Origin of the sequence: Desemzia sp. FAM 23988, from assembly GCF_045528365.1 — a bacterium.
Classification (GTDB): Bacteria; Bacillota; Bacilli; order Lactobacillales; family Carnobacteriaceae; genus Desemzia.
Genome location: NZ_JBGQQS010000038.1, coordinates 1 through 11,740, shown reverse-complemented (window position 1 = coordinate 11,740; position 11,740 = coordinate 1). Strand labels below are relative to the sequence as shown.

General features: G+C 37.4%; 12 protein-coding genes and 1 pseudogene. 4 read left to right on the top strand and 9 right to left on the bottom strand.

The window, feature by feature from the left end; all coding sequences use genetic code 11:
• The first annotated feature begins 636 nt into the window (after window positions 1-636).
• Entirely contained in the window at window positions 637-1,125 is a 489-nt protein-coding gene (locus tag ACEN4L_RS13080; protein ID WP_131832597.1) for a hypothetical protein, read from the top strand.
• Between the two features lie 163 nt (window positions 1,126-1,288).
• Complete coding sequence (locus tag ACEN4L_RS13075; RefSeq protein ID WP_407097665.1) at window positions 1,289-1,645, top strand: hypothetical protein; 357 nt, start codon at window positions 1,289-1,291, stop codon at window positions 1,643-1,645.
• A gap of 110 nt (window positions 1,646-1,755) precedes the next feature.
• Here the strand turns inward: ACEN4L_RS13075 and ACEN4L_RS13070 are convergent, their stop codons facing one another.
• From ACEN4L_RS13070 to ACEN4L_RS13050, 5 genes are all read right to left on the bottom strand, one after another.
• The gene (locus ACEN4L_RS13070; protein ID WP_407097664.1) at window positions 1,756-1,965 is read right to left on the bottom strand and encodes a helix-turn-helix domain-containing protein; all 210 of its coding nucleotides are present in this window, start codon (window positions 1,963-1,965) and stop codon (window positions 1,756-1,758) included.
• A 10-nt stretch (window positions 1,966-1,975) separates the two neighbouring features.
• A complete protein-coding gene (locus ACEN4L_RS13065) occupies window positions 1,976-2,467 on the bottom strand; it encodes a DUF2975 domain-containing protein (protein ID WP_407097663.1) in 492 nt (163 codons plus the stop codon).
• Window positions 2,468-3,266: 799 nt separating this feature from the next.
• Window positions 3,267-4,589 carry an NCS2 family permease gene (locus ACEN4L_RS13060; RefSeq protein WP_407097662.1) on the bottom strand — a complete coding sequence of 441 codons (1,323 nt, stop codon included), beginning with the start codon at window positions 4,587-4,589 and terminating at the stop codon, window positions 3,267-3,269.
• A gap of 172 nt (window positions 4,590-4,761) precedes the next feature.
• Entirely contained in the window at window positions 4,762-5,184 is a 423-nt protein-coding gene (locus ACEN4L_RS13055; protein ID WP_407097661.1) for a lipocalin-like domain-containing protein, read from the bottom strand.
• Window positions 5,185-5,210: 26 nt separating this feature from the next.
• Window positions 5,211-5,729, bottom strand: coding sequence for a cupin domain-containing protein (locus tag ACEN4L_RS13050; protein ID WP_079650551.1), 519 nt, complete (start codon window positions 5,727-5,729; stop codon window positions 5,211-5,213).
• A 299-nt stretch (window positions 5,730-6,028) separates the two neighbouring features.
• On the opposite strand from ACEN4L_RS13050, the gene ACEN4L_RS13045 reads away from it, so the two are divergent.
• A complete protein-coding gene (locus ACEN4L_RS13045; RefSeq protein ID WP_407097666.1) occupies window positions 6,029-7,036 on the top strand; it encodes an ornithine cyclodeaminase family protein in 1,008 nt (335 codons plus the stop codon).
• 62 nt (window positions 7,037-7,098) lie between these two features.
• Here ACEN4L_RS13045 and ACEN4L_RS13040 read toward each other — a convergent pair.
• Window positions 7,099-7,464 (bottom strand): annotated as a pseudogene (locus ACEN4L_RS13040) (YccF domain-containing protein).
• A 280-nt stretch (window positions 7,465-7,744) separates the two neighbouring features.
• Between ACEN4L_RS13040 and ACEN4L_RS13035 the strand changes: the two are divergent.
• Complete coding sequence (locus tag ACEN4L_RS13035) at window positions 7,745-8,347, top strand: hypothetical protein (RefSeq protein ID WP_407097660.1); 603 nt, start codon at window positions 7,745-7,747, stop codon at window positions 8,345-8,347.
• 296 nt (window positions 8,348-8,643) lie between these two features.
• Here ACEN4L_RS13035 and ACEN4L_RS13030 read toward each other — a convergent pair whose 3' ends face one another.
• The 3 genes from ACEN4L_RS13030 to ACEN4L_RS13020 all read right to left on the bottom strand — a co-directional run bounded on the left by ACEN4L_RS13030 (window position 8,644) and on the right by ACEN4L_RS13020 (window position 11,469).
• Window positions 8,644-9,303 (bottom strand): undecaprenyl diphosphate synthase family protein, encoded by a 660-nt coding sequence (locus tag ACEN4L_RS13030; RefSeq protein WP_407097659.1) that lies wholly within the window; start codon window positions 9,301-9,303, stop codon window positions 8,644-8,646.
• A 152-nt stretch (window positions 9,304-9,455) separates the two neighbouring features.
• Window positions 9,456-10,382 carry a 2-dehydropantoate 2-reductase gene (locus tag ACEN4L_RS13025; protein ID WP_079650593.1) on the bottom strand — a complete coding sequence of 309 codons (927 nt, stop codon included), beginning with the start codon at window positions 10,380-10,382 and terminating at the stop codon, window positions 9,456-9,458.
• Window positions 10,383-10,422: 40 nt separating this feature from the next.
• Window positions 10,423-11,469, bottom strand: coding sequence for a PTS transporter subunit IIC (locus tag ACEN4L_RS13020; protein WP_407097658.1), 1,047 nt, complete (start codon window positions 11,467-11,469; stop codon window positions 10,423-10,425).
• Window positions 11,470-11,740: the final 271 nt, after the last annotated feature.

The following is an 11,740-nucleotide window of genomic DNA, read 5'->3' as shown; positions in this document are numbered from 1 at the left end:
TTAATGATGCTTGTAGCTCATTAATTGATTGCTAGCGAATAAATATTCACTAATTTGTTTGTTTTGGCACTTGCCAAAACTTTCTTACACGTTTGGTTCGTCTTACTTTGTTTAGTTTTCAAAGGTCTAATTTCGTTTGCGTCGTCTCCGCGACAACTACTTAATAATATCAGAGCAGCAATTGCTTGTCAACAACTTTTTTGAAATTGTTTTTTCTTATTTGGCTTTATTTAAGCCGTGTTGCCGTGACAACTTCTATATATTATCATCGATTTAAAAAATCGTCAATGGTATTTTTATACTTTTTTTGTTTATTTTTACATTCTATTTACTTTCATTTTACACCAATTATCGTTTTATAATATAGTAGAAACTTGATCACCTCTCTTTCTCATTTTTATTTAATTTCGTTGAATACAACTTATATTTCTTTTAAAAGTTCTCATTATTTTTATTCCTATATTCTAACTATCCGTTTTCTTATTAATGGAATGAGAGTGCTGCCAACGCAAATCACTTAAAATGAGTTTCACATTAAAAATAACTAAAAATCAAGTTTTTAGTTCTCATAGTTACTTTTCTAGCATAAGTATCGTGATATACTAACTTTTGGTAAATTACGAGGAGGAATAAAATATGTTAAAGAAACTAATGGGTCCACTAGCAGTAATCTCACTTGCTCTTTTTGCTTGCGGCAATGAAGAGGCTGACAACACAACAGATGATGTTTCTGAAAGCTCTGACTCTACTGTAGCAAGTCCTGATGAAATCATGAACCAGATCACCGAAAGCAGTTCAGCAGATGAACGTTCATCTGTAGCTCTGGATTTTAGTTCTGGTGTGGAATGGATGGATGCTGGTTATACTTCTTCTCCTTCTGAAGACGGTAGTTATTTAGTAACTGGTTACCTTGAAGGCGGAGATAAACTTTTCTTAGTTCAAGATGGTGAAGTTCTTGAAGAAGTCGCGTTATCTGATTCATTAGATTTTGAATATGCTATGGAACCTATCACTGAAACTCAGGTTTACTATTTTGTAGCAGATAATCGTTTAGAAGTTGGCCAAACAGATGTCAACTTAGATGAAGTTGACCGCGCTGAAAAGATTACATTTGCAGTAGAATAATTATTCTGTATTAATTTGCATAAAACAGTTCTCTCTTTTTTAAAAGGCAGAGGACTGTTTTTTATTTTAAAGGCATTCTTTCCACAAAATAGCTTCATAATATGAGTAGTCTTTACTTTATGCTATTATTAAGATGACAATTAACGATAAGGTGGTAGACTATATGCGAATCATCGGAATCACTATCCTCTCTATTTTTAATACGATCGTTTCTATCTTACTAGCACTCCTAATGTATGGATTGACTCAATTAACTTTAGGTGTAGGCAATGGTGCCAGCGATAATTCTGCATTGGTTGGATACCTCTTTATCGCTTTAGCTATTATGGCACTCCTTTGGCTTGGTCTTTATCAGGTATATAAATACAATAGACAGTTATGGCTTTTATTATTTGCTGCTGTAGGTATTATTTTAACTGTATTAAATTTTCGAGTGATTTGGTTTGTTCTCTTAATGTTGATTTACTTCACAGGTATTCTGCTGATCATTAGAGATAAAAATTTCAACGAAAAAGTATAAAAATTTAAAACCAGTGCCTTTCTCTTTTATAAAGAGACGCACTGGTTTTATTTTTTTGAACCTATCTCTGTTGCCATGTACTTCAAACATCGGACTTGCCGTGTCCACTTTTATTCATCCAGTGCGTATTCCAAGATATCTCCTGGTTGACAATCTAAAGCTCTGCACAGAGCTTCCAATGTTGAAAACCGAATTGCTTTGGCTTTTCCATTTTTCAAGATGGAGATATTCGCCATCGTTATCCCTACTTTTTCTGAAAGTTCGGTTACGCTCATTTTTCTTTTCGCCAGCATTACATCAATATTGATTCTAATGGCCATATTTTCCACCTCAGACTGTTAGTTCATTTTCAGATTTTAACTCAATAGCTTCTTGTAAAAGTCTTTGAAGAACTGCAGCAAACAAGGCAACGACTAATGCAGCAAAAGCTGGTATCATTCCTACAATGACTAAACCAGGTGCATCATCCCATTGTGCTACAGCGAAAACCAATGGTGAGATCAGAATATAGAAACCACAAATGATTAGGGCACATTTTTTGATTTTCTTTAAAGCCGCTACAGATAATAAAGAAAAGGCTTTGTCGTGGTCAATATATGTTAACAGTTTAAATGCTTGATACAATGACGCATAATAAGGGATCATCGATAAAGTCATTCCAACCAGAACCCCTAGAATAATATACCCTAATCTAGCTCCCTTCAAAGCTTCTGCTATTGCCACTCTCCCAATCTGCAGCCATAAAACAACTGCTAATGCTAAAACCGGCACCCCCATCAATACAACTGCTATTTTTAATAAGATTGTAGATCCGTTTTTCATCAGACACGCCTCCTTATATTTCTTGAAGTTATCTTACCACATTTTTATCGTTTATCAATAAATATATATTGAATTTGAATAAATCTAAAGAATCTTTATTTGATCTTAAACAATTTTTCTTTTTTTACAAAAAGGATATTGCTGCAAACTATGTTACCGACTCATTTCTGCAAATTAAATCCATGTTCTGGCAAAATTTCCAACATACTTCTGCAGCTGGCAAAGATATTGTGTGACATATCAGAGCATACGGCTCTTTATGTAAAAGGAATTCCAAATTGTGGTCATCAGGAGTTGGCTACTAATGCTTTGTTGCACCATATTCGTGAATATCATCTTTTATTTTCATTAAGACGGATGAATATAGCTTATATTTATGAGTGATGTAGCGGAACTTTTTTGGAGCGGAAGATTCGCCCATCGTTGCAGAATGTGTATCAAGCAATAAGTACTGGGAAATTATCGCTATTATGTGTGAGTAGTTTGGTGGAAGTTGTAGTGCTTGGGGCGGGTGGCGTGTTTCGAGGACTATATCACGGGAACATTTGGTGCGATATGGTAGATGAGAGCTTATTTTGGACCATAAGTGGTCCAGTCATTTGATGATATGGTTGATGAGATAGGTATCAAGTACCATATAAATAAAAAGCGAGTATCGATATAGTATTTGAAGCCCTTCTCACTGCAGTTCCGCTTCAAAAAATATGTGCACAAGCTTGAAAAGTAGTATTAAACAATAAAAAAGCCAGCTGAACGAGCCTTTCTAAAAACAAGACCACGTTCAGCTGGGATTCGACTTTTATATAAAGTTCAGTACAAAGTATAAAATAAAGACAATAGACAGCAACACGGTAGTACCGGTCAATTCTTTTGTGTCATTTTTGACCACTTTCAAAAGCGTGTATGAAATGAAGCCAAACGCTATGCCATCAGCAATGTTAAAGGTTAATACGGTCATGATGATCGTAAACAATGCTGGAAAGGCATCTGAGAAGTCGTCAAAAGGGATTTTTTTGATATTTCCCTGGATCATGCTTGCTCCAACAATAATCAAAATCGGCGCAACAGCACTCATTGGGATAAGAGTCAATATCGGCAGGATAAATAAAGCTGGAATAAATAACAGACCCGCTGTCAGCGAGGTCAGCCCGGTTCTTCCTCCAGCTGCCACACCTGTTGCACCTTCAGCAGTAGTGCTAGTCGAGTTGCACCCTAGTACAGCAGAAGTTAACGTAGAAATCGCATTTGATAAAAAGGCTTTTGGCATCTTTTTTCGATCGGGCAGCATACTGAGCTGCGAACCCAAGTTTTGAAATAAGACCATCATTAGTAGTGCAAAAACGGCTATCCAAAAATCAAGCGTCGCCATGATGCTGAAATCAAATTGTCCGACTCCTTCTAAAAATGGGGTTAAACTAAATGAAAAATCCGTTAATTCAGACAGATTGACGACTCCTGTGACAATACCGATCAAAGTACCCGCTAAGATACTGATCAAAAAGTTAGCAGGGACTTTTCTTTCAAATAAAATGACTGCGATCAGCAATGTCAATAAAGTTGTTAACGGAAGAGGTTCACTGAGATTTCCTAAAGCAACTAAAGTTCCCTCATTGCCTACGATTATCCCACCGTCTTTCAACCCTAGAAACATAACGAAAAATCCGATAGCTACGCTCATACCTGAAACTAAGGTACCTGGAATGGCTGAAGCTAATTTAGGGGCTAATTTAGAGGCCGCAATCAGCGTGAACAAAATACCTACTACCAGCACTACCGTCAGTGCTTGCGGACTCGTCAGTCCAAAAGCCCCCACCAATGTAAAGGCAAAAAATGCATTATCGCTCATTCCGGGTGTAATGATCAAAGGAGAATTTGCTAGAAAAGCCATCAGTAAACAGCCAACCACAGCACTGAAGACTGTTGCTACAGTTACTGCGCCGTAATCCATGCCTGTCGTACTTAATACAGAAGCGTTGACCGCAATAATATAGGATATCGAGATAAAACTTGTCAATCCAGCTAGTATCTCGGTTTTGATCGTAGTCTTTTCTTCTGGAATATGAAATTTCCGATTGGTAAACTCTTTTAAAGACCATGTTGTTTCGTGTTGTTTTCCACTCATGCTCGTGCCACTTCTCCTTTAATTTTGAGACTCATTACTCTTAAAACTAAATAAAGCTAGTTGACCCTTTTATTGATTCCATTATATCTGACAATGGCTTGCAAGAGCGTAATTATTGGAAAATATTTAAAAAAAGAGCTGAGACACTATCATCTCAGCTCCTAAATCTGCTTTAATTCTCTACCGGTTTCCAGACTAATTGACGTTCTGGATGTTTTACATTTGTTAAGTATAAATTGCCATTTTCCGTTTTCACTTTACGCGGTTGCTTAGATCCCACATAAGAAGAGATCAAACTGACTTCTACGCTGGTTTCCAGAATTTCTTTCTCTTCATCGATCACAAAAGAGCCCGTATAAGCGTGATATCCTAAATCTGACATTTTTTCTTCCGCTTCTGTCAAAAACTGAAGAGTCGTGTCCTTATTTCTAACCACAGCCATAATATGAACAGAAATTCGATTTTCGGAGGTAAATAGAATAAAACCTTTAGCGTTTTTTCCAAGAGGATAAATAATTTCTCCATTCTTATCTTCTGATTGAAAAGAAACCAATTCCCATGTTGTATCTGCAATAATTTCTTGAATTTTTCCCATTGTCTATTTCCTCCTCAAAACCTTTGTTAATGGATGATAAATTTATCCCAATACTCTATGACTCCCCCTTGTGTTTTTTCAACCGGGTCATATTGAGGGATACCCAGACGGGAAATCCTAGTTTTCATTGCTTCATAGTCCTCTTCATCACCAGTTTGCATGTCCGGTTCTTTACCTTCCGGATAGGCGCCGACAATTTGAAAATCATCTGTGGATTCGATCAATTTATGGGCTACTCCAGCTGGCAACAATACCACATCTCCGGTTTTAAAAGGATACACTTCCGCATCCGGTCCGCCTAGTTGAACTTTGGCTTCTCCAGAAATGCACGCTAATACTTCATGCGTATTTGAGTGGAAATGATGGTACTTAAAAATGCCGCCTACCCATCCATTAGAATAGCCGTTTTTTTCTAAAAAGGCTTGTACGCTTTGCCCTCTGTCTTCAGAGTGCACTAATTCTTTCACTACACCAGGATAATATAAAACAGGTAACGAATTATTTGGAAACGGTGCATTTTCTGCGATATCAAATGTTTCTACCATTGCTGCAATCTCCTTCCTTTTTCGTTTAACCTTATTATAAGGAATCTCTTTCTATTAGTCGAAGGATTCATTTGGCAAATGGGCTCGGTTGATGGAGTCAGGTGTTTTATTTCAACTAGACGATACGCTGAGCAGACGGGTCCTCGGCCGTCTAAAAAAAATACCATTAGCTTTACCATTTCCATGCTATAATAGACACATCAGGTGTTATGCAACACATACAAAAAGCAGTCGAATGTAGCATACAGTTTCTATCATTTTTACGGAGAACCTTTTCTCTGAATTAAAAAGGAGGAGTTATTCTGGAAGAAAAGAACACACTTTTAATCAATCAAAGTACGATCAAAGAATTATTAGATGTTGGAGATTTTAATGATATTGTACATAAAACATTCCAAGGTCTCGGTGACGGAACGGTCATCAATCCTACTAAATTAACATTAGATTTAGGAGAAACGGGTGGTTTCCCTTCCTATGAAGGGTTTATGAACGCCATGCCTGCTTACATTGGATGGCAGGATATTGCCGGATTGAAGTGGGTCGGCGGCTTTTTAGGAGAGCGTAAAAAAGCCGATCTTCCTTACATTACAGCTATGATTCTGCTCATCAATCCTCATTTAGGCACCTTTACAGCTGCTTTAGATGGAGCTTATATCACCAATATGCGTACAGGAGCACAAACAGCGAATGCGTTACGCTATTTAGTCAAAAAACCGTCTATTACTATAGGAATGTTCGGTGCAGGTATGCAAGCTAGTACCAATATTCTTACTATTTCAAATTTATTTGATATCTCAGAATTGTTCGTCTGGAATCATCGTCGTTCGTCTGCAGAAAAATTTGCAGAGGATATGAAAGATGTCGTCAGTGGAAAGATTCGCGTTGTTGATGATGCAGAAGAAGCTAGTCAAGCAGATGTGTTGATTACCGTAACTCCAGCTCAAGAACCGATCATCAAAACTGAGTGGGTCAAACCTGGAACGATTGTTTTTCCTCTGGGTTCATTCCAAGAAATCGAAGACGACTTGATTCTGAAAGCAGATAAAATCATTGTTGATCATGTCGAACAAGCTCTTCACCGCGGCGCTTTAAAACACTTGACGAATGAAGGCAAATTATCAGAAGACGATATTTTCACCACATTAGGCGAACTGGCTCTTGAAAAAATATCTGCCGGCGACTTGTCCAATGACATTACAATTTGTATCCCTATCGGAACTGGCGCGATGGATGTTGCTATTGCAGGTGTAGTGTACAAACGAGCTCTTGAAAAAAATCTAGGTGGTTCTTTCGATTTTGAAGGATAATCGTCAAAACCCAGCAGGGAAATGAATGTTCATTTCCCTGCTGGGTTTATTTTTTTATTTCATTATGTGCGGTAAATCTCTGAACCGACTGGTAACAGGGCTAACTTGGCATGCTTGAAGTGTTGCATCCCAAAAGGAATCCCCACGATGGTCAAACAGAAAATAATTCCTAATACGATTTCTTCCCCAACAATTGCAAAACCGCCAAGTATCAACCAAATAATATTGATGAACAAGGATGCTCCGCTGTCACTGAAGCGAATATCTTTTCCGAAAGGGGCCGCCGCCATTTTAGCAAATTTAAAACATTGTCTACCGATTGGAATCCCTACAATCGTAATGGATCATAAAATTCCTAAAATTCCCCATGACAGAAAACTGATAAACCCGCCTAAAATGAACCAAACTACATTTCCTAATACTTTCATGCATACTCTTCTCCTCTATAAATACCGCTATTCTATTGACTACACTATTCATTATAGAAAAAATTACATGGAATGGCATCGGTCTAAATGATGATTTTTTTCTTGTTGAAAGTAGGTCTTTAGACAAATTTATTTTTCAATGTCCCGATTTTTTCGATAGTCACTTCTACGGTTTCTGGATTTGATTGTGTAGTGCTCTTAATTGAGATAAAATAAGAATGATCAGTTGTTCATCAAACATGACTTGATTCTTAAACTACTCAAAAAGGAGCTCCCTCTTATGAACACACATAACATTGAGAAGCAAAACAGCCATTTAAACCTAGAAGATCCATTCGTACAACACATTTTCTCTCTTTATGATGACTATGCAGAAGTTCCTTACATCTCTCCAAAACGTGATCTAGAAGAGTGGTTGGATTTGGCCGAGATCGGCTCTGAAAAATTGGTTCCTAAACGCAACATGATTCGTTACGAAGAAGACCTTTTACCGGGACACTTGATTTTATTGTGGCGTATCAATTTTGGCACTTTTACCAATATAAGTGTCTACCCGAAATATTTCGAATACGACTACGGTATCAATGGCCCTCAAGCTCTAGACGAAGTTTTAGAGAAAGAATATGCGGCAGAACTTTCCGCAATGGACTCTTTGGATCATCTGAATGCAGCTCAATTAAAAGCCATTTTAAAAAAATTGGAAATAACGGGTTATTCTAAGTTGAAAAAATCTGAATTAATAGAGTTGAGTCGGAAACAATTAACTGAAGAACAGATTGCCCCGCATTTTAAAGTTAGAGGTTATATTCTGACCGAAGCAGGTAAGCATATCTTAGTGAAACATCCTGAAGCAGTCGATCGTCACCCTAAGAAGAAATATTAGTATTTTCATAGAGAGGCGGCCACCACGTGAATAACGGTGGCAGTCTCTTTTTTTTTGCGCGTGTAACGTAAAAAGGTTAGCTCTTTATTTTCAAGTAAGGTTCATTGAATCAGTATTAGACTAGATAGCTCTGATGTGCGCTCTCAGCGACATTCGGTACTTTTCTATCATCCCAAATGGTTCTGATACAGGATCTCAGCGACATTTGAGGCTTTAAATCGACTCAAATGGCTCTGACGCTATTCTTTTTACCAAAAAAGGTTGCCTCATTTTTGAGGCAACCCTTTTTAGATACATCATCCGCCTAATGTAATATCTTGGTCTTGATACCATTTCAAAGCACTGTGCACTTGTTCAATATTGTAATCAGGCCAAAGCTCATCGACAACATAAAAATCTGAGTAAATAGATTGGATTGGTAAAAAGCCGCTTAGTCTTCTTCTTCCTCCCCAGCGAATAATTAAATCCATTCGAGAGATTTCTGAAGAAGCGATTTTTTTCACGATATCTTCTTTAGGATCAAAATCGGCTTGTTGAGTAGGGTAATTCAAATCCCAATTCCAACCATAATTAACCAGGAAATTGATTTTAATCAACCCCTTGCCAAATTTAGTCCGTTTGGTATAAGGCAGCAACTCTTCAGGGAACATTTTTGATTCTGTATTACCGATGACCAATAAATCGGCATCTCGGTCTTTCAATTGATTTACAGCATCTATGCAGGCTTGTTGAAAAGCTTTCGTTTGTTCTGAAGGACGTTTGGTGTTATCCACTGTAAAACCATAGAAAGTCATTTCTTTGATGCCCAATTCTAATCCCAAATGGTACAATTCCAGACCCGGCATAATCCCGTGCTGGTAACCTTCTTGCTTACCGAGGCCTTGGTTTTGTGCCCATCTTCTATTGCCATCTGGAATGATCCCGATATGATCAGGTAATCTTTTATATTTTGCCATTTACCACGTACTCCTTCAAAAAAATAGTTCTATTCCTATTATACGCATACTTTTTATGATTACCTAATAATGTGCGTTACTTGCAACATCCTTCCCTATTCTATTAAAAAAGGCAAGTCACAGAGAATGATCTCCTGACTTGCCTTGTCTATTTAACGTTCGATTCCTAAGATATCTTCTTTAGCATGGATCAGTTGAGTGATTTGTTTGCTGTAGGGTGCTTCAAATCCTTGTTTTTCGGATTCTTTAGCAACTAAACCATTTAAGAAGTCAATTTCAGTTGGGCGTTTATTCGATAAATCTTGGTGCATCGACGGGTAGTGTTCACCAACTTTTTTGGCCACCACTTTTAAGTAAGCCACTGTTTCATCTATATCCAGGTGTACTCCTTCCGTCTCAGCAACACGAGAGAATTCTTTTACAATTCCTGAAACCAAGTCATCAGTTTGAGAATTTTCAAAAAGTTCTTTGATATTGCAATCCAAGACAGAACATAAAGCATTCATCGTCCCATTCACACACGCTTTTCGCCAAGTCGTAAAGTGTACATCTTGACTGTATACTCCATTTAAACCGCATTCTGCCATCATTTTAACGACTTCACGAGTACCTTGTTCTTCACTTTCATCAGCGTTTTGAACTTCAACCGGGCCTTCTCCCATAAAATGAGTCTTTCCGGGAGCGTCGATTCCACCAGTCCAGACAGTTGTTCCCATAATGATATTCTTTTTAGGAATATATTCTGAAATTGTATTGGCATGTCCTAACCCATTCAATAAACAAACTACTTTAGTATCATCTGTTAACAGGTGTTTGATCTGTTCCAACATATGTCTTAAACCCATTGATTTTGTGAAGATAAAGACTACATCAAATGTATCCTTGATTTCATCGGGTTTTCCGACGGGAATAGAAACAGTATCCTCTTTTCCATTTAAGGTAACAGATAATCCATTTTCACGAATCGCTTTAATATGGTCTTCCCAAAAATCTAATAGTGTAACGTTATTTCCGCCTTTTTGCATCATGTAACCAAATCCGCATCCTAAAGCTCCTGAACCTGCAATTGCTATTTTCATTCTAAAATCCTCCAATAATCTTTATCTGATTCATTATAAATTAATTTGAAGCGGGAATAAATTTAAAAATTTCATCTTCATAAACATGCATCACTTTGTTGCACAGTATGTCGATCAAGAAGCCTCCTACAAAAGGTATGATAAAGTATGCTAAGGCAACACTTACCAAACTACTTCCCATATTAAACGCTTGTATTGGTCCAACTAAACCGACGATTCCAAAACCTGCTGTTTGCGGTGTTCCTTGAATCGTTAACATGTACACTCCAATCCCTGAAACGATCGCGTTTAATACAATAGGCACCATGATTTTAGGGTATTTGATCAAATTAGGGATCATCATTTTCATCGCACCCAGTAAGATAGCTAACGTTGTTCCAGATTGGTTGATACGTAACGAACCGATAACCAAGATAGCAGTACAAGCGGCTACTCCAACTGCAGCTGCTCCAGCTCCTAATCCCGCAACACCAATGGCAATTCCGATCGCTACTGTTGAGATAGGCGAAATAATAAGAATAGCAAATGCTACCGAGATTAAAATAGTCATCAGCAATGGTTGCAACGTTGTGAAACTATTGATCAAGTTCCCAACAGTAGAAGTCACCATGCCGACGTAAGGAAGTATGATCAAACCAATCGTTCCTACCCCTGCTCCCACAATGATCGGCATAAGAATCAGTGTCAATGAGCCTAATCGACCTTGCAGTAAACGAGTCACATATACAGCGATAGCTGAGACGATCATCACATTGATCAAATCACCGATCCCCACTAATTGTACTCCTGCTTCAGTGACTTTATAAGCCCCTGACCCTAAAAAAGTTGCAGCTCCTATAATGACACTTTCCATTCCGTTCATTTTGAATTGCATGGCTACCAGAACACCAATAATAGCTGGAGTAATAAATTGCATAATCGTAACAACACTTGACAATAATACAAATACAGAACCGTATGGAATAAGGGCTTTAAAAACAGAACCTAGTATAGCATTAGCAATCAGTCCAATAACGATCCCTGAAGCTGTTCCTCCTAAAACTTTGTTTAAATAATCTTTGGCTGTATATCTCATATTCTCTTCCATCTCGATCAACCTCTCTAAATTTTTATAAACTGAATAATGAATAAAAAGCCTAATGACTAATTAATAATTTCACAAATCTTTTTAACAAGGTAATTTTATCACAATGTATGAAATAATTCAATCTCAAATATTTCTTTCTTCTTCATTTATCGTTCGAACGTGATAATGTCCTAAGTAGGTCGAAGCATAAAATGTCCCAAAATGATAAAATAAAATCATGAAAAGGATAATACTAACGATGAATGAAGATAAGAAATATAAAGTAATAAAA

What these genes read in the sequence shown, in the direction of transcription:
- ACEN4L_RS13065 (WP_407097663.1), bottom strand. Translation starts at nt 2,467, where the DNA reads ATGAAAAACGGATCTACAATCTTATTAAAAATAGCAGTTGTATTGATG.
- ACEN4L_RS13055 (WP_407097661.1), bottom strand. Translation starts at nt 5,184, where the DNA reads ATGGGAAAAATTCAAGAAATTATTGCAGATACAACATGGGAATTGGTT.
- ACEN4L_RS13060 (WP_407097662.1), bottom strand. Translation starts at nt 4,589, where the DNA reads ATGAGTGGAAAACAACACGAAACAACATGGTCTTTAAAAGAGTTTACC.
- ACEN4L_RS13030 (WP_407097659.1), bottom strand. Translation starts at nt 9,303, where the DNA reads ATGGCAAAATATAAAAGATTACCTGATCATATCGGGATCATTCCAGAT.
- ACEN4L_RS13020 (WP_407097658.1), bottom strand. Translation starts at nt 11,469, where the DNA reads ATGGAAGAGAATATGAGATATACAGCCAAAGATTATTTAAACAAAGTT.
- ACEN4L_RS13025 (WP_079650593.1), bottom strand. Translation starts at nt 10,382, where the DNA reads ATGAAAATAGCAATTGCAGGTTCAGGAGCTTTAGGATGCGGATTTGGT.
- ACEN4L_RS13075 (WP_407097665.1), top strand. Translation starts at nt 1,289, where the DNA reads ATGCGAATCATCGGAATCACTATCCTCTCTATTTTTAATACGATCGTT.
- ACEN4L_RS13080 (WP_131832597.1), top strand. Translation starts at nt 637, where the DNA reads ATGTTAAAGAAACTAATGGGTCCACTAGCAGTAATCTCACTTGCTCTT.
- ACEN4L_RS13035 (WP_407097660.1), top strand. Translation starts at nt 7,745, where the DNA reads ATGAACACACATAACATTGAGAAGCAAAACAGCCATTTAAACCTAGAA.
- ACEN4L_RS13070 (WP_407097664.1), bottom strand. Translation starts at nt 1,965, where the DNA reads ATGGCCATTAGAATCAATATTGATGTAATGCTGGCGAAAAGAAAAATG.
- ACEN4L_RS13050 (WP_079650551.1), bottom strand. Translation starts at nt 5,729, where the DNA reads ATGGTAGAAACATTTGATATCGCAGAAAATGCACCGTTTCCAAATAAT.